The sequence below is a fragment of the uncultured Paracoccus sp. genome, assembly GCF_937873615.1.
Taxonomy (GTDB): Bacteria; Pseudomonadota; Alphaproteobacteria; order Rhodobacterales; family Rhodobacteraceae; genus Paracoccus.
Genome location: NZ_CALMYP010000006.1, coordinates 1 through 17,769, shown reverse-complemented (window position 1 = coordinate 17,769; position 17,769 = coordinate 1). Strand labels below are relative to the sequence as shown.

General features: G+C 65.6%; 14 protein-coding genes and 1 pseudogene. 10 read left to right on the top strand and 5 right to left on the bottom strand.

Annotated features, from left to right (window positions below; genetic code table 11):
- Positions 1 to 136: 136 nt before the first annotated feature.
- The 9 genes from Q0330_RS01960 (at position 137) to Q0330_RS01920 (ending at position 9,467) form a co-directional block, all read left to right on the top strand.
- Positions 137 to 1,171 carry a LacI family DNA-binding transcriptional regulator gene (locus tag Q0330_RS01960; RefSeq protein ID WP_299473614.1) on the top strand — a complete coding sequence of 345 codons (1,035 nt, stop codon included), beginning with the start codon at positions 137 to 139 and terminating at the stop codon, positions 1,169 to 1,171.
- Entirely contained in the window at positions 1,168 to 2,190 is a 1,023-nt protein-coding gene (locus Q0330_RS01955) for an ABC transporter substrate-binding protein (protein WP_299473611.1), read from the top strand. The genes Q0330_RS01960 and Q0330_RS01955 overlap by 4 nt, the downstream gene beginning before the upstream one ends.
- Before the next feature lie 65 nt (positions 2,191 to 2,255).
- Positions 2,256 to 3,083 carry an ABC transporter permease gene (locus tag Q0330_RS01950; RefSeq protein ID WP_299473608.1) on the top strand — a complete coding sequence of 276 codons (828 nt, stop codon included), beginning with the start codon at positions 2,256 to 2,258 and terminating at the stop codon, positions 3,081 to 3,083.
- Positions 3,083 to 3,859, top strand: a complete 777-nt coding sequence (locus tag Q0330_RS01945) for an ABC transporter permease (protein ID WP_299473605.1) — start codon at positions 3,083 to 3,085, stop codon at positions 3,857 to 3,859. Before Q0330_RS01950 ends, Q0330_RS01945 begins: the two co-directional genes overlap by 1 nt.
- Positions 3,852 to 4,874, top strand: a complete 1,023-nt coding sequence (locus Q0330_RS01940; RefSeq protein WP_299473602.1) for an ABC transporter ATP-binding protein — start codon at positions 3,852 to 3,854, stop codon at positions 4,872 to 4,874. The genes Q0330_RS01945 and Q0330_RS01940 overlap by 8 nt, the downstream gene beginning before the upstream one ends.
- A gap of 4 nt (positions 4,875 to 4,878) precedes the next feature.
- Positions 4,879 to 5,805 carry a nucleoside hydrolase gene (locus tag Q0330_RS01935; RefSeq protein WP_299473599.1) on the top strand — a complete coding sequence of 309 codons (927 nt, stop codon included), beginning with the start codon at positions 4,879 to 4,881 and terminating at the stop codon, positions 5,803 to 5,805.
- A complete protein-coding gene (locus Q0330_RS01930) occupies positions 5,802 to 7,589 on the top strand; it encodes an adenine deaminase C-terminal domain-containing protein (RefSeq protein ID WP_299473556.1) in 1,788 nt (595 codons plus the stop codon). Before Q0330_RS01935 ends, Q0330_RS01930 begins: the two co-directional genes overlap by 4 nt.
- A gap of 27 nt (positions 7,590 to 7,616) precedes the next feature.
- Entirely contained in the window at positions 7,617 to 8,774 is a 1,158-nt protein-coding gene (locus Q0330_RS01925) for a M20 aminoacylase family protein (RefSeq protein ID WP_299473553.1), read from the top strand.
- 9 nt (positions 8,775 to 8,783) lie between these two features.
- On the top strand, positions 8,784 to 9,467 hold the full coding sequence (locus Q0330_RS01920) for a phosphoribosyltransferase (RefSeq protein WP_299473550.1): 684 nt from the start codon (positions 8,784 to 8,786) through the stop codon (positions 9,465 to 9,467).
- An 88-nt stretch (positions 9,468 to 9,555) separates the two neighbouring features.
- Here Q0330_RS01920 and Q0330_RS01915 read toward each other — a convergent pair whose 3' ends face one another.
- Both Q0330_RS01915 and Q0330_RS01910 read right to left on the bottom strand, forming a co-directional pair.
- A complete protein-coding gene (locus Q0330_RS01915; protein ID WP_299473547.1) occupies positions 9,556 to 10,878 on the bottom strand; it encodes an aspartate aminotransferase family protein in 1,323 nt (440 codons plus the stop codon).
- Between the two features lie 131 nt (positions 10,879 to 11,009).
- Positions 11,010 to 11,471, bottom strand: a complete 462-nt coding sequence (locus tag Q0330_RS01910; protein WP_299473544.1) for an Lrp/AsnC ligand binding domain-containing protein — start codon at positions 11,469 to 11,471, stop codon at positions 11,010 to 11,012.
- A 108-nt stretch (positions 11,472 to 11,579) separates the two neighbouring features.
- Between Q0330_RS01910 and putA the strand changes: the two genes are divergently transcribed.
- Positions 11,580 to 14,987 (top strand): bifunctional proline dehydrogenase/L-glutamate gamma-semialdehyde dehydrogenase PutA, encoded by a 3,408-nt coding sequence (gene putA / locus Q0330_RS01905; RefSeq protein WP_299473541.1) that lies wholly within the window; start codon positions 11,580 to 11,582, stop codon positions 14,985 to 14,987.
- 55 nt (positions 14,988 to 15,042) lie between these two features.
- Here putA and Q0330_RS01900 read toward each other — a convergent pair whose 3' ends face one another.
- The 3 genes and pseudogenes from Q0330_RS01900 to Q0330_RS19200 all read right to left on the bottom strand — a co-directional run.
- Positions 15,043 to 16,005, bottom strand: a complete 963-nt coding sequence (locus Q0330_RS01900; RefSeq protein WP_299473703.1) for a dihydrodipicolinate synthase family protein — start codon at positions 16,003 to 16,005, stop codon at positions 15,043 to 15,045.
- A 414-nt stretch (positions 16,006 to 16,419) separates the two neighbouring features.
- On the bottom strand, positions 16,420 to 16,578 hold the full coding sequence (locus Q0330_RS19205) for a hypothetical protein (protein WP_366518284.1): 159 nt from the start codon (positions 16,576 to 16,578) through the stop codon (positions 16,420 to 16,422).
- A gap of 97 nt (positions 16,579 to 16,675) precedes the next feature.
- Positions 16,676 to 17,632, bottom strand: a pseudogene (locus tag Q0330_RS19200) (TRAP transporter large permease); the annotation flags it as partial.
- Positions 17,633 to 17,769: the final 137 nt, after the last annotated feature.

Genomic DNA, 17,769 nt, shown 5'->3' with positions numbered 1-17,769 from the left:
ATGCGGTGGTCCGGTGCCACGGGTTCGCCGAGCAGGTCGAAATTCGAGAATCGACAAGGCGAAACGAATCGTCTAGCGTAGGTTAAACGCTTAATCACCTCGCGGATCGATGAACGCCGGACGCCCTCGACCGAATTTGAACCAGATTGCCGCCGCGCTTGATGTTTCGGTGGCGACGGTGTCGAACGCGCTTTCGGGCAAGGGTCGCGTGTCCGAGGCGCTTGCCGGTCGGATCCGCAATACGGCGCGCGAACTGGGCTACCGACCCAGCCGAACGGCGCGGGCCCTCAGCACAGGCAGGGCGCAGGTGCTTGGTCTGGTGCTGCCCGATATCAGCAACCCGCTTTTCCCGCAGATCGCGCGCGCCATCGAAAATGCCGCTTCCGAGGCTGGCCACGGTGTGCTGATCGCAGACGCCCGGGGGACCATCGCAGGGCAGACCGAGGCCATCAGCCATCTGATGGAGCTGGGTGTGGACGGCGTCGTCATCGTGCCGCGATACAGCACCCGAATCACGGATATCGGCTGCCCCTTTGCCGTCATCGACAGCCCCTCGACCCCCGGCAACACGGTGTCCGCCGATCACTGGCAGGGTGGCGAACTGGTCGCCGATCACCTGCTGTCGCTCGGTCACCGCCGTTTCCTGTTGATCGGCAACAATCCTGGGTCGGTGGTCCAGAATGACCGCATCGGCGGATTGCGCTCGCGGCTCGGCATGGCCGGGGCGCAGATGGACATCCTTTGGCTGGAAGACCATGCGCGGGGCCACGGCGAGACCGCACCATTGGGGCTGCCGTCGCTGGTCGGGCAGGGCATCACCGCCTTTGCCGCGGTTTCCGATCTTATCGCCTTGCGCGTTCTGACCGAATTGCAGCGTGCGGGCATCCGCGTCCCCGAGGAGGCCAGCCTGACCGGCTTTGACGACCTGTCCTTTTCCTCGGTGATCGCACCCGGCATTACAACCGCGCGCACCGACATGAAGGCGGTTGCAGAAAGGGCCATCGCCGCATTGCTGCGCACAATCGACGAGGACGCCGCTGGCGCGCCCTCCGCACCATCGCCCGCGCGCGCCGAACATCCGCGTGTGCCGATGACCCTGGTCATTCGGCAGACAACCGCGCCCGCCCGGATCAAAGCAAAGAAAACACCCCAACAAGGAGAACCAACATGAAGACGACACTGCTTGCCGGCACAGCCGCCCTCGTCCTTTCGGCAGGATTTGCACAGGCTCAGGAAAAGACGCTGACGATCTCGGTCTATGCCTTCGCGCAGGATGAGTTCAAGGAAATCGTCTATGACCCGTTCGAGGCCCAGTGCGGCTGCAAACTGGTCGTGGAAACCGGCAACAGCGTCGAGCGCCTTGCCAAGATCGAGGCCAACAAGGCCAGCCCGGTGATCGACATGGCGGTGGTGTCGATGGCGGATGCGCTTGATGCCAGCCGGAAGGGGCTGATCGATCCGGTCGACCACGCGAAGCTGACGAATTACGACAAGCTTTACGACTTCGCCAAGGATCCGAACGGCGACGGCATGAGTGTCGGCTATACTTTCTACGCCACCTCCATTGCCTATCGCAGCGACAAGATGACGGTCGAATCCTGGGCTGATCTGCTCAAGGAAGACGTGGTATCGCATATCGCCTTTCCCAACGTGACCACCAACCAGGGACCGCCGGCGCTTTACATGCTTGGCAAGGCGCTCGGTTCCGACACCGCCAACCTTGAGGCCCCGATCGCGGCCATCGGCGAGCAGAAGGACGAGATTGTCACCTTCTATGTGAAATCCTCGCAACTCGTGCAGCTGATGCAGCAGGAAGAGATCTGGGCCGCCCCCATCGGGCGCTTTGCATGGGCGCCGCTGGCGAAGCTGGACCTGCCGATCGCCTGGGCGACGCCGAGCGAAGGGCAAAGCGGCGGCATGAATGTCATGGTCGTCACCAAGGGCTCGCAGAACCGCGACCTCGCCCTTCAGTTCATGGATTTCTGGCTGTCGACCGAAGTGCAGACCAAACTGGCCGAGGCCATGGTTGACAGCCCGGCCAATGCCGAGGTGCAGGTCTCGGACGAGGTGGCGAACAACATCACCTATGGCGCCGAAACCGCCGAAAGCCTTGATCTGATGCCCTCGGCGATGCTGCTCGATAATCGCGACGCCTGGCTTGAGGAATGGAACGCCAAGGTCGGCCAGTAAGCACATTTACCTGATAGATCCGGCGGGGCCGTTCGCCCCGCCGGACCAAGCAAGGATTCCCCGACATGTTCCAGAACCGCAAGGAGGCCCTGGCGCTCGCGCTGCCTGCCGCGCTTTTCGCGGCCACGGTCTTTCTGGTGCCGGTGGTGCTTCTGCTTTCCGAGGGGTTCCGCGCCCCGGGGCATTGGAGCATCTCGGCCTATATCGATTTCTTCGCCTCACCGCTCAACCGGGCAGTGTTCCTGCGCACGCTGAAGCTAGGCTTCCTGGTGACTGCGGTTGCGGCGGTTCTGGGCTATGCGGCGGCTTACGCCATCGTGCCCCTGCCCGCCTCGGCCAAGGGTCGGATGATCGGGCTGGTGGTGCTGCCGCTGATGATCTCGCCGGTGGCGCGGACCTATGCCTGGATCGTCATTCTCGGACGCACCGGGATCGTCAATCAGGCGCTGTCCTTCGTCGGCCTGACTGACGAGCCGCTGCGTATCCTGTTCACCGAGACGGCGGTCTTCATCGGGCTTCTGCAACTGTTCCTGCCGTTGATGATCATTTCGCTGATCAGCGCGCTGGAAAACCTGCCGCGCGATGTGGTGCCTGCGGCGCGGGTGCTGGGGGCGAACTGGTTTCAGGTCTTCTGGAAAGTGATCCTGCCCCTGACCCGCGAGGGGCTGGTGATCGGCGGCACGCTTGTCTTCACCGGCGCCATGACGGCCTATATCACCCCCGCGATCCTCGGCGGATCGAAGGTGCTGATGCTGGAGACGCTGCTTTACCAGCGGGTCACTGTCGCCAGCGATTTCGCCTCGGCCAGTGTCATCGCCCTGATCCTGATCTCGATGAGCTTTGCCGCGAATATCCTGCTGCGCAGGATCGCGAGCGTGCGGAGGAAATCATGATGCGCAATACTGCGGGCCCTATCGTCCTGCTACTGGTTCTCGGGTTCCTGATCGGACCCTTCATCATCATTGTCGCCGCCTCTTTCTCGGCCGGCGACACGCTGGCCTTCCCGCCGCAGGGGTTCTCGCTCAAGTGGATCGTCAAGGTCTTCACGGTGGAAAGCTTCCGGCAGAGCTTCGCGATCTCGATGTTCCTCGCTGTCGGCAGCACGCTTGCGGCGCTGATCCTCGGTATTCCGGCGTCTTACGCCATGTCACGCTATCGCCTGCCGGGGTCCGAGACCGTGCGCTTCATGGTCTCCATGCCGATCATCGTGCCGGGCATCATCGTCGGCTTGGCGCTGCTGCGCTTTTTCGTCATTCCGGTCGGGCTGTCGATCACGCTGGCGCTGTTTCTTGCCCATACGGCCTTGGTGCTGCCCTATGCGGTGCGGGTCGTCTCGGCCAGTCTGGCCAATCTTCGCACCGATATCGAAGAGGCGGCTGTCCTTCTCGGTTCGTCGCGGATGGGCGCCTTCTTCCGCGTCATCCTGCCGAATATCCGGGGTGGCATCCTTGCGGCCTTCATCCTCGGCTTCGTGACCAGCTTCAACCAGGTGCCGGTCTCATTGTTCCTGTCGGGGCCGGGCGTCCGCACGCTGCCCATCGACATGCTGGGCTATATGGAGATCGTCTTCGATCCCTCCATCGCCGCGCTGTCGTCGCTTCTCGCCTTCATGTCCATGGCGGTCGTCTTTGCCGCCGAACGTCTTTTGGGGTTCTCGCGCTATGTCTGATGCCTATCTCGTGCTGGAGGGGCTGACCCTCGCTTACGGTAAAACCGTCGCCGTCGACAGGCTGAGCCTGTCCATCGCCGCTGGCGAGCTTGTGGCCCTGCTGGGGCCATCCGGCTGCGGCAAGACCACGACGATGCGCGCCATCGCCGGGCTGATGCCGGTGGCTGGCGGGCGCATCACACTCGACGGGCGCGAGATCACCCGCGTGCCGGCCAACCGGCGCGAGATCGGGTTGGTCTTCCAGTCCTACGCCCTGTTCCCGCATCTGACCGTGTTCGATAACGTCGCCTTCGGGCTGAAGCTGCACGGCCTGAGCGGCACGGCGCTGCGAACCCGTGTCGAGGAAGGGCTGACCACAGTCGGGCTGTCGGACTTTGCCGGGCGCAAGACGCCCGACCTTTCCGGCGGCCAGCAGCAGCGGGTGGCGCTGGCACGCTCTCTGGTGATGCAGCCCAAGCTGCTGATGCTGGACGAGCCGCTGTCGAATCTGGACGCCCGGCTGCGGCTGGAGATGCGGACCGAATTGCAGCGCGTGCAGAAGGAAAGCGGCGTGACGATGATCTTCGTCACTCATGACCAGGTCGAGGCACTGGCGCTTGCCGACCGGATCGTCGTGATGCGCGGCGGTGGCATCGAGCAGATCGGCACGCCGGAAGACATCTACAATCGCCCGGCTTCTGCCTTCGTCGCCGATTTCGTCGGATTCGAGAATATCGCCCGCATCAAAGGCGATCGTCTGGCGACCGATGCCGGCGAAATCGCACCCGGTCGGCCCCTGCCTGATGCCGCCGGGCTGGCCTGGCGCCCGCGCGCCGTGCCGCTCGGCACCGGACCGTTGCAGGGCCGGGTGCGCGGGGTCTCTTTCGCCGGGTCGAGCCGCGAATATGTTCTGGAAACCCCGCTCGGCACCATCAAGGCAGAGACCGATGCCGCATTGCCCGCCTATCCGCTGGGGGCCGAGGTTGCCTTCGACCTGCCGGTCGACAGCGCCGCCCCGCTGCAAGTGCTGGGTTGATGCGATGGGGGTCTGGATCGACACCGACATGGGCTTTGACGACATTGCCGCGATCCTGGTGGTGCAGCATTCCGGGCTGACCATCGACGGCGTGTCGCTGTCTTTCGGCAACAGCACCCTTGAACAGGTGTGCCGTAACGCCGTTGGCGCAGCGACGGCTTTCGGTTGGGACTTCCCGATCCATGCCGGGGCGGCGCGTCCGGTCATGGGGCAGTTGCAGACGGCTGAGTACATTCTTGGCCAAAGCGGCATCCCGACGCGCGGTCAAACGCTGCCGGACGTGACAACCAGCCCGGCGCATGACGCCTTCGCCGCGCTCTGCCGCTGGTTGGAGGCGGCACCGGCACCGCGCCGCATCCTGGCGCTCGGCCCGCTTGGCAACCTCGCCGCGCTGACGCTGGCGCGGCCCGACCTTGCCGGTCGGATTGATGAGTTGGTCTGGATGGGCGGCGGGTTGAGCCGTGGCAATCACACCGCCTCGGCCGAATTCAACGCTTTGGCGGACCCTGAGGCACTGGCGATCATTCTGGCGCATGGCCTGCCGCTTCGCATGGTCGATCTGGATTTCTGCCGCCGGATTCTGGTCGGCCCAGAGGATATCGCGCCGCTAAGTTCGGCGGGCGGAAGTAATGCCGATCTGCTGGCCGATCTGCTGGCCGGCTATGTCGAGATCGCCACCAGTCGCGGACGGCCTGCCATGGCGCTTTACGATCCGGCGGCGGCGGTTGCCTTCGCCCGACCCGATCTGGTCACCTTCGCGCCCGCCCATATCGCCGTCGAATGCTGCGGTGCGCTGACCCGTGGCCGCACCGTTGTCGAGACGCGCCCGAGCCATGCCGAGTTCAATGCCGCCTATGCCGCCGATTGCGACGCGGAGGCGGTGCGCGGCCTCATCCTTTCGGCGCTGCTGGCCGAGGCGGGGCGGGCATGACGGACCAAGCATGCGACATCCGCGACCTTACCGATGCGGCGTTGCGGCGGCGTGCGGTCGCGGCGGCGCGTGGCGATGCCCCCTTCGATCTGCTGATCGCGGGCGGCACGGTGCTGGACATGGTGACGCTGGAACATCGCCCCGCCGATGTCGGGATCGTCGGTCCGCTCATCGCCTCGGTTCATCCACCGGGCAGCCGCACGGATGCCGCGACCACGCTTGATGCGGCGGGCGGCTTTGTCACGCCCGGACTGATCGACACGCATATGCATGTCGAAAGTTCCATGATTACCCCGGCAAGCTATGCCGGTGCGGTGCTGCCGCGCGGGGTCACCACGGTCGTTTGGGACCCGCATGAACTGGCCAATGTCCACGGCCTTTCCGGTGTCGATCACGCCATTGCGGCCACGCGCTCTCTGGCATTGCGCTTCATCGTGCTGGCCCCGTCCTGTGTCCCGTCAGCCCCCGGCCTTGAACGGGCGGGGGCGGATCTTGGCCCGGATGCGGTTGCCGAGATGCTGGCCCGGCCCGACATCGGCGGTCTGGCCGAGGTCATGGACATGCGCGGTGTGATCGACAGCGGGCCGCGTATGAGCGGCATCGTCAATGCCGGCCTCGCATCCGGAAAGCCCGTCTGCGGCCACGCGCGCGGTCTGTCGGGCGCCGATCTCGCGGCCTTTCAGGCGGCGGGCGTATCGTCGGATCACGAGTTGACCTCGGGCGCGGACCTGCTGGAAAAGCTGCGCGCCGGGTTGACCATCGAGCTTCGCGGCTCTCACGACCACCTGTTGCCGGGCTTTGTTGGGGCGCTGAACGCGCTCGGCCAGTTGCCGCAGACGGTGACGCTTTGCACCGACGACGTTTTCCCCGACGATCTGGAAACCGGCGGCGGGCTGGACGATGTGGTGCGGCGGCTGGTGCGATACGGGCTGGCACCGGAATGGGCGCTTCAGGCGGCGACGCTGAATGCCGCGCGCCGGCTTGGGCGGGACGATCTCGGGCTGATAGCGGGAGGGCGGCGGGCCGATATCGCGATCTTTGATGACCTCTCCGACTTCCGGGCGCGGGCGGTCATCGCAAGCGGCGCGGTCGTGGCCGAGGCTGGCCGCCTGAAAACCCCACAACCCGAGGCGGACAGGGTCGGGCTTGAACATTCGGTGAAGCTCGATCCGCTGGTGCCGGACGATTTCCGGATTCCGTCCAAGGGGCGGCGCGTCATCCTGCGCAGCATCGACCGCCCACGCTTCACCCGCTGGGGCAAGATCGAGGCAGAGGTCGAAGGCGGCTTCGTGGTCCCGCCGCCGGGGGTCACGCTGATCGCCGTCGCCCATCGCCACGGGCTTGCCGACAGCCGACCGAGGGTTGGTTTCCTGCGTGAATGGGGCGACTGGCGGGGTGCCTTCGCCACCACCGTCTCGCATGACAGCCATAACCTGACCGTGTTCGGCGCATCGCCCGAGGATATGGCCGCCGCCGCCAATGCCGTGATCGCGGCAGGCGGCGGCATGGCCGTGGTCCACCGGGGCGAGGTCACGGCGCTGCTGGAACTGCCGGTTTCAGGCCTCATCTCGCCCGCGGCATTAGGACAGGTGGCACGGGACTTCGCGGCCCTGCGCAGCGCAATGGATGAAATCGTGACGTGGCAGCCGCCCTATCTGGTCTTCAAGGCCTGTTTCGGCGCAACGCTGGCCTGCAATACCGGACCCCACCAGACCGACCGGGGCATCGCGGATGTCGAAACCGGAGAGGTCATCGCCTCGCCGGTGATCGAGGTGCTGCCATGACACACGAACGCTGCGCTGGATATACAGATGACTGACACAGATATGCCCTTCCTCGTCGCGCTGCGCCGTGACCTGCACGCCCATCCAGAGCTGGGCTTTGAGGAGATCAGGACCAGCAACATCGTTGCCGGGCTGTTGGAGGAAGCCGGCCTCGACGTTCATCGCGGGCTGGCGGAAACCGGCGTCGTCGGAACGCTTCGTGCGGGCACGGGCGGGCGGACCATCGGCCTGCGCGCCGACATGGATGCGCTGGCAATGCCGGAAACCGCCGACCGCCCCTATGCCTCCACGATTCCGGGCCGGATGCATGCCTGCGGCCATGACGGCCATACCGCCATGCTGATCGGCGCTGCGCGCGCATTGGCGCGGCGCCGGAATTTCTCGGGCACTGTGCATTTCATCTTCCAACCAGCCGAGGAGGGCAGGGGCGGCGCCCGGCGTATGGTCGAGGAGGGGTTGTTCCAGAAATTCCCCTGCGATGCCGTCTATGGGCTGCACAATATGCCGGGCCTCGACGTGGACGAGATCGCCGTGGTCGAAGGACCGCAGCTTGCCTCGTCCGACAGTTGGCTGGTGACTTTTCGCGGCACTGGAACACATGGCGCCAAGCCGCATCTGGGGCGCGACCCGGTAACGGCGGCGGGCAGTTTTCTTGCCGCGCTGCAGACCATCGTCGGCCGTGTCGTCGATCCGCTGCAACCGGCGGTGGTCAGCGCCTGTTCGGTCCGGGCGGGCGATCCGCAGGCGCTGAACGTCATCCCCGACATCGCCGAGATCGGCGGCACGGCGCGCGCCTATTCCCCCGAAGTCCGCGACCAGCTTGAAGCAGAGATCGGGCGGCTCGCAACAGGCACGGCTGCGATGTTCGGAATTGCCGCCGAATATCGCTTCATCCGCCGCATTCCCCCGGTCATCAACGAGGCCGACACCACCGCTCGGGCGCTCGCGGCGGCGCGCGAGGTTTTCGGTCAGAAGGTTCGCACGGCCTTCCCGCCCTCGACCGCCGGCGACGATTTCGCCTTCTTCGCCCATGAGGCACCCGGCTGCTATGTCTGGCTTGGCAACGGTCCGGCGCAAGATGGCGCGCTGCACCATAATACGGCCTATGATTTCAACGATGCGGCCATCGAAAATGGCGTCCGCTTCTGGACCCGCCTGGTCGAGCGTGAGCTTGCGGATAGGTAAGGGAACCGGATGGAACCGCATGATTTTTGGCAAGAGATCTTCCCGCCGGGCAGCTTTTCGGCGACCATCGGTCACGAACGCGCCTACCCGGCGACCTTGGCCGATGGCCGGCAGATCATGTTGCCGATCCGACCGCTGGCCGATGGCCGGCACGCCCTTGCCTCGCTGATCATCAACCAGGCGAGCTTCCCGGTCGTCAGCGCCCTGGCCGACGATCTTGCGGCCCGCCTGACGCCATTGGACCCCGAAATCGTGGTCGGGCTGCCGACGCTCGGTCTGACGCTTGCGGCCGAGGTTGCGAAGCGGCTTGGACATGGCCGCTATGTACCGCTCGGGAATTCGCGCAAGTTCTGGTACGAGGAGGCGCTCTCTGTTCCGCTATCCTCGATCACCACGCCCGATCAGACCAAGCGGCTTTATGTAGATCCTCGGATGCTGCCGCTGATTCAGGGGCGCAGGGTTGCACTGGTGGACGATGTGATTTCCAGCGGTGCATCGATGCAAGCCGCGCTGCGGTTGCTTGATGCGGTCGATGTCGCGCCAGTCGTCATTGGTGCGGCGATGCTGCAATCTGATCGGTGGCGCGACCTGTTGTCCGAAACCGACGACTGGACGAGCAGGACCCGAGGCTGCTTCGCCACCCCGCTTCTTGAGCGGGGCGAGAGCGGCCTCTGGTATCCGCCCGAAGTTTGAACCGGCAGGATGGAAGCAGCTGCGCGGCCGCAGGGGACTGCGCCGCACCGGGACGATGACACAAACCGCCGGGACAAGCGGCGCTTGTCTATCCGATCACATCCTTTATCGCGCCAGCCAGCCGCTCGACGATCTGGTCCACCTCCTCGGGGGCGATGATATAAGGCGGCGCCAACAACACATGATCGCCGCGCACTCCGTCGATGGTGCCGCCCATCGGATAGCACATCAGCCCGCGCGCCATCGCCGCCTTCTTGATCTTCGCATGGGTCTTCAGCGCCGGGTCCAGCGGTTCCTTGGTGTCGCGGTCGGCGACCAGTTCGATGCCGCGGAAAAGCCCCCTGCCCCGGATATCGCCGATATTCGGATGCTGCCCGAGCGCGGCTTCCAGACCTTCCTGCAAACGCGCACCCATGGCGTTGACGTTTTCCATCAGGCCGGGGCGCGACATGATCTCGACCACCTTGTCGGCGGCTGCGGCGGCGATGGGGTGGCCGATATAGGTGTGGCCGTGCTGGAACAGGCCCGAGCCGTTCCTGAACGCGTCATAGATCTTAGCCGAAAGCAGCGTCGCCCCGATCGGCTGATAGCCGCCGCCGAGACCCTTGGCGATGGTGGTGATATCGGCGCTGACGCCTTCCTGTTCCTGCGCGAAGATGGTGCCGGTCCGGCCCATGCCGCACATCACCTCGTCGAGGATCAGCAGCACACCGTAGCGGTCGCAGACCTCGCGGATGCGCCGGAAATAGCCGGGCACCGCCGGCACCGCGCCAAGCGTCGCGCCGACCACCGGCTCGGCAACGAAGGCGATGACCTGATCGGCGCCGAGTTCGAGGATCTTGTCCTCCAGCTCCTGCGCCAGCCGGGCGGCATAATCGTCCGGCGTCTCTTCCGGGCGTTGGTCGCGCCAGGCGTAGCAGGGCGAGACGTGATGCGTCTCGGGCAGGATCGGCTGGAACTGCGCCCGCCGCCAGGCATTGCCGCCGGTCGCCAGCGCGCCGATGGTATTGCCGTGATAGCTTTGCCGGCGGGCGATGATATGGCGGCGCTGCGGCTGGCCGATTTCGACGAAATACTGCCGCGCCATCTTCAGCGCCGCCTCGACCGCCTCGGACCCGCCCGAGACGAGATAGACATAGTCCAGCCCCTCGGGCGCCAGACCGATCAGCCTCTCGGCCAGCGATTCCGCCGCGTCGGTGGTGAAGAATGAGGTATGGGCATAGGCGATGGCGTCCATCTGCGCGCGCATCGCGTCCAGCACCTCGGCATTGCCATGGCCGAGGCTGGTCACCGCCGCCCCGCCCGAGCCGTCGATATAGCGCCGCCCCCCGGCATCGGTGATCCAGACCCCATCGCCCGCGACGGCGCGGGGCAGTTCGGGGCCAATATTACGGTGAAGGATGCGGGTCATCTCGGTCTTCCGAATCGCTTGGACAGGTGCGACTTCAGGTTCCTACCTGAAACCTGTCGGCGCAAGGCGGCGCGTCATAATTCGGCGTGACGTCAAGGCCCTTGGACGATCCGGCCGGCTTGTTTCACGCGTCAGATCTCGGTCCAGTTCTGCTCGACCACCGCCTCCATGGCGACATAGCTGGTCGTCGCGTGGATATGCGGCAGGGCCGAGATGCGTTCGGCCATGATCTGCCGGAAATGCGTCATGTCGCGCGAGCGCACCTTCAGCAGGTAATCGAAGCCGCCGGCGATCATGTAGCATTCCTCGATCTCGGAAATCGCGCGCACGCCGTCGTTAAACTGCTCCAGCGCCTTCTGGCGGGTGTCGTTCAGCCGCGCCTCGACATAGGTGACATGGGTCAGGCCAAGCGACAGCGGCGACAGGATGGCGCGATAGCCCTGGATCAGGCCCATCTCCTCCATCTGGCGGATGCGCTGCGCGACCGGGGTCTTCGACAGGCCGACCTTGCGCGCCAGTTCGGTGATCGGGATGCGGGCATTCGACACCAGTTCGGCCAGAATCCTGCGATTGATGCTGTCCATCCCGGTCATGGTCTATCGCCCTTGCAAAAATAAGTCGGTCTGCCTGCCAATCTGGCCCATTATGGGCGCATCGTCCACCGTCAAGCGATTACATCTGCCCGATCAAGGGAGATTTCCATGCCTGCCGCCAGCCTTCACGCCTTCACCACCGAAGCGAAATTCCGCCCCGCAGCGCCGCTGCTGGACGAACTCGTCGCCACAGCCGCCCTCTCGCCCGAGGCGCGCGCCCGGATCAGCGCCAATGCGGCCGAACTGGTCACCCGCATCCGGGCCGAGGACAAGCCGACGCTGATGGAGCATTTCCTGGGCGAATACGGGCTGTCGACGCGCGAAGGCGTGGCGCTGATGTGTCTGGCCGAGGCCATGCTGCGGGTCCCCGACAAGACCACCATGGATGCGCTGATCGAGGACAAGATCGCCCCCTCGGACTGGGGCCGGCATCTGGGCGAGGCGACCTCGTCGCTGGTCAATGCCTCGACCTGGGCCCTGATGCTGACCGGCAAGGTGCTGGACGACGACCAGCCGGGCATCGTCGGCACCCTGCGCGGCGCCATCCGCCGGCTGGGCGAACCGGTGATCCGCACCGCCGTCACCCGCGCCATGCGCGAGATGGGCCGGCAATTCGTGCTGGGCCAGACCATCGGCGCGGCGCTGGATCGCGCGAAGGAGATGGAGAAGCAGGGCTACAGCTACAGCTATGACATGCTGGGCGAGGCGGCGATGACGCAGGCCGATGCGGCGCGCTATGCCCGCGAATACGGCGCCGCCATCCGCGCCATCGCCGGATCCTGCGACAAGGGGTCGGTGCAGGCCAATCCCGGCATCTCGATCAAGCTTTCGGCGCTGCATCCGCGTTACGAGGTCGCGCAGGAAGAGCGGGTGATGGAAGAACTGGTCCCGGTGGTGCTGGACCTCGCCCGTGCCGCCAAGGCCGCGAACATGGGCATGAATATCGACGCCGAGGAACAGGACCGGCTGGTCATCTCGCTGAAGGTGATCGAGGCGGTGCTGTCGGACCCCTCGCTGGCCGGCTGGGACGGGTTCGGCGTCGTCGTGCAGGCTTACGGCAAGCGCGCCGGGCTGGTCATCGACTGGCTGCACGCATTGGCCGAACGGCTGGACCGCCGGATCATGGTCCGGCTGGTCAAGGGCGCCTATTGGGATACCGAGATCAAGCGCGCCCAGGTCGAGGGGCTGGAAGGCTTCACCCTGTTCACCCGCAAGGTCGAAACCGATGTCAGCTATATCGCCAATGCGCGGCGGCTGATCGGCCATGCCGACCGCATCTATCCGCAATTCGCCACCCATAACGCCCATACGGTCGCGGCGATCCTCGACATGGTCGGGGACACGGATTTCGAATTCCAGCGCCTGCATGGCATGGGCGAGCGCCTGCACGAGATCGTCATCCGGCAGACCAGGGGCCGCTGCCGGATCTATGCCCCGGTCGGCGCGCATCGCGACCTGCTGGCCTATCTGGTCCGCCGCCTGCTGGAAAACGGCGCGAACTCCTCCTTCGTGCATCAGATCGTCGACGAGGACGTGCCGCCAACCGAAATCGCCCGCGATCCCTTCGCCGCGCTGGCAACGGCGGCGGCACCGGCAGCGCTTGTCGCCCCGGCGGATCTGTTCGGCGCGGGCCGCGCGAATGCGCAGGGCTTCGATCTGAGCGACGAGGCCGTGCTGGCCGACATCGCCGCCGCCGCGCCCGCACAGCTGCCCGATGCCGCCCCGATCACCGTTTCGGTGCCAAAGGGGGCGACGCGGCCGATCCTCAACCCCGCCACGGGCGAGACCGTGGCCCAGGTGACCGAGGCCGATGCTGCCACCGCCGCCCGCGCCATCGCCGATGCGCAGGTCTGGGACGCGACCCCGTCCGAGCGTGCCGCCACCCTGCGCCGCGCCGCCGATCTTTATGAGGCCGCTTATGGCGAGATCTTCGCCGCCTTGACCGCCGAGGCCGGGAAATCCCTGCCCGACGCCGTGGGCGAATTGCGCGAGGCGGTGGATTTCCTGCGCTATTACGCCGCCGAAGGCGAAAGGCAGGGTGGCGCGCCGCGCGGCATCGTCACCGCGATCAGCCCGTGGAACTTCCCGCTGGCCATCTTCACCGGCCAGATCGCCGCGGCGCTGATGGCCGGCAATGCCGTGCTCGCCAAGCCGGCCGAGCAGACGCCGCTGATCGCCGCCATCGCCCTGCGCCTGCTGCACCGGGCGGGCGTGCCCGTCCATGCGCTGCAACTGCTGCCGGGCGAGGGCGCGACGGTGGGCGCGGCGCTGACCTCGGACGCGCGGATCGGGGGGGTGGTCTTCACCGGCTCGACCGAAACCGCGCGGCGGATCGCGCGCGCCATGGCCGCGAACCTGGCCCCCGGCACGCCGCTGATCGCCGAGACCGGCGGGCTGAACGCGATGGTGGTCGATTCCACCGCGCTGCCCGAACAGGCGGTGCGCGACATCGTCGCCTCCAGCTTCCGTTCCGCCGGGCAGCGTTGCTCGGCCCTGCGCTGCCTTTATGTGCAGGAGGATGTCGCCCCCCATCTGGTCGAGATGCTGAAAGGCGCGATGGACCAGCTTGTCGTCGGCGATCCGGCGCTTCTGTCGACCGATGTCGGCCCGGTGATCGACGCCGAGGCCCGGGACGGCATCGGCGCCTATGTCGATGCCCAAAGCGGCCGCGTGCTGCACCAGCGGCCCGCGCCCGAAACCGGCACCTTCATCGCGCCCACGCTGATCCAGGTCGACGGCATCGGCGATCTGGAGCGCGAGATCTTCGGCCCGGTCCTGCATGTCGCCGCCTTCCGCGCCGCCGATCTGGACCGGGTGATCGCCGATGTGAACGCGCGCGGCTTCGGGCTGACCTTCGGGCTGCATACCCGCATCGACAGCCGCGTGCAGGAAATCGCCGATGCGATCCATGTCGGGAACCTTTACGTCAACCGCAACCAGATCGGCGCCATCGTCGGCAGCCAGCCCTTCGGGGGCGAGGGCCTGTCGGGCACCGGGCCGAAGGCGGGCGGGCCGAACTATCTGCCGCGCTTCTACGCCCCCGAAACCGCAAGCCTGCCTGCCGGCAAGCCCGCCGGTGCCGCCGATCCGGCTGCCATCGCAAAAGCCCTCGCGCAGGCCAGCCCGCAGGAACTGACCGAGGAGATCATGCCCGGCCCGACCGGAGAGCTGAACCGGCTGTCCACCCATGCCCGGGCGCCGGTTCTGTGTCTCGGTCCCGGCAAGGTCGCGGCGGCGGCGCAGGCGGCGGCGGTCGAGGCGCTTGGCGGGCAGGCCCTGCGCGTCGATGGCGCGCTGGATGCGGCGGCGCTTGGCGAATTGCAGGGGTTTTCGGCGGCGATCTGGTGGGGCGATGCCGACACCGGCCGCGCCTATGCGCAGGCGCTGGCAGCGCGCGAGGGCGAGATCCAGCCGCTGATCACCGCCATGCCCGACCTCGCCCATGTCGCGCATGAACGGCATCTCTGCGTCGATACCACGGCTGCGGGCGGCAATGCGGCGCTGCTGGCCGGCTGAACGCAAGACGCGCCGCAAGCGATTGCGGCGCGTCTGACGTTTCAGAACCTTGGGATCAGGCGGCGTATTTCCGCACCGCACCACCCTGTTTGGACCAGTCGGCATACCAGGCGTCGAACAGCTTCAGCTGCTGTTCGGCATAGCCGCGCTGGCTGTCCGACAGCGCGTCGGTCTCGTTGAAATGCAGGGTGAATTCAGGGTGGCCCTTCAGCACCATCAGATGCTTGAAATACAACACCAGGTCCGGCCCCTCGTCATAGGAGGACAGGATCGCCAGTGCCTCTTCCAGCTCCTTCGCGCGGGCGCGGGCCTCGACATCGCCCTTGGCTGCCGCCTGGCAGAGCGCGACCAGATGCAGCACCTCCTTCGGCAGGACCGAGCCGATGCCGGTGATCGCACCCACCGCGCCGCAATTGACGAAGCCGTGATAGACGCCGGTATCGACGCCGACCATCAGCGTCACCTCGTCATTGCCGCTGGTGATGTTCTCGGCCGCATAGGTCATGTCGGCGGGACCGCCGAATTCCTTGAAGCCGATCAGGTTCGGATGTTCGGCCCGCAGCGCGAAGAACAGGTCGGCCTTGGTGACGAAGCCGTAATAGGGGCTGTTATAGATGATCGCCGGCAGCTTCGGCGCGGCCGAGAGGATGGCCTTGAAATGCGCCTTCTGCGCGGCGGGCGAAGGGCCGCGCGACAGCACCCGCGGGATCACCATCAGCCCCTTTGCGCCCACCTTCTGGGCATGGGCGGCATGGGCCACGGCGCTGGCGGTATTGATCGCCCCGGTGCCGACGATGACCGGAACGCCCGCGTCGCACAGGCGCTTGACGCCTTCCATGCGCTGTTCATCCGTCAGCAGCGGCCAGTCGCCCATCGACCCGCAATAGACCACGGCCGACATGCCGGCCTCGATCATGCGCTTGCCGGTGGCGACAAGGGCGTCGTAATCGGGCGTGCGGTCGTCCCTGCACGGGGTCATCAGCGCCGGGATGGTGCCAAAGAAGATCTGCCTGTCCATGTCGCGTCTCCTGTGTGTCACGTCGTCGAGGGCCAGAATCGGCCTGTTCATGGGGCGATTATATGGTTTGTATTTTATTTGTCGACAAGTTTTGAAGGCGGGTTCGGGAGGGGCGCGGGTATGGTTTGTACGAGGTCAGTTGCGCGGCAAGGCGTCGTTGTGGAGGCGGTTGGGGATGGCCGCATTGCGGGACAACTCTGCCCTTCGACGCAGATGCGCAGTCTTGTCTGTGCCGGCGAAGGTATCCGCAAGTCAGGTGGTAAAGCCGTTATCAAAAAGTCGACCTCGGCACAGGTAAGCGTTCCTTTACCACGGGGACCCAAGCCAGACACGACACTTCGCCAATCGCGCGGTGTCCGAACTTTGGACCGGAGTGACTATCAATATCTCGCCGACCGGACGCCGAAGCCATGATCAGCCGATCAACGCCCACAGTCCTAGCGTCAAGGCGGGGATTGCGCATACCAGCATCAACACCAGCATGATCGCAGCGAGAAAAGGCATCACCTCGCGGAAGACCGACGAAGCCGGGGTTTTGCTGATCTGGGCCGTAATGAAGACAAGGATGCCCACAGGGGGTGTCAGACCGCCAAGCTGCAGATTGATGATCAATGATGATCCCGATCTGCACCGGGTCGAACCCTGCGGCAGTAAGCAAAGGCAGAAACAGCGGCGCTGCGGTCAGGATTGCAGGCGTAAGGTCGAGAAAGAAACCGGCCACGAAGAGGGTCAGCACCAACACCGCAATCAGCGCCGTTGGCCCAAGCGCGTAATCGCGGGCGAATCCGACAAGTTGCTGTGGCAGGCCGTCGGCGATCAGAACCCATGCGAATGGCACCGACGCGGCGATCAGAAAGCCGATCAGCGCGCTGTCGACGCAGCAATCGGCCAAAGACCGGCCAAGCTGGCGCCAGTTGTATTCGCGAAACACGAACTTGCCGAGAATGAAGGCCCAAACCAGCGCAATGACGCCGGCCTCGGTTGCCGTTGTAATGCCAAAGCGGATGCACCCAAGCACGGCAACAGCGATGACCAGCGCCGGCAGAGCACGCAGGAAGGTCCTGCGCACGACTTCGCAAGACGCACGCGTCCCCGATTTCTCGTAGCCACGCTTGCGGGCGATCAGATTGTTGCAGATCATAAGGGCTGCCGCGATCAGCAGGCCCGGCACGATGCCCGCGACGAACAGCTTGGCAATCGAGACGTTGGAGACAGACGCGTAGACCAGCATGGCGATGGCCGGAGGCAGAACATTGGGCAGCACCGACGACGCGGCAGTGACGGCGCAGGCGAAGGCGGGTGAATAACCGCAACTGACCATCTGCGGCACCAGCACCTTGGTCGTGCTGGCCGCGTCTGCGCCGGACGATCCCGATATGCCACCCACCAGCACACTGTTGAAGACATTGATCTGCGCAAGGCCGCCACGGAAATGACCGAACAGGGCCGAAGCGAAGTCGATAAGCCGCGTCGACAGGCCACCGATATTCAGCAAATAGCCTGTCGTCAGAAAGAACGGGATGGCGAGCAGGATGAATTTGCTCGATCCCGCAACCATGTTCTGAATGATCCCCGAGGTGGGCAGCAGACCGCCGCTCCATGTTGTGGTGACGACACCCAGCACCATTGCGAAGGCGACCGGAACGCCGAGTGCGAGCGAGACGAAGAAGACCACGATCATGACGACACTGGCCGAAGCGCTGTCAAAGGGGGAGTGTCCTGAACTTTGTGTATCCGGGCCGGCCCATGCGGTTTGGGATACTC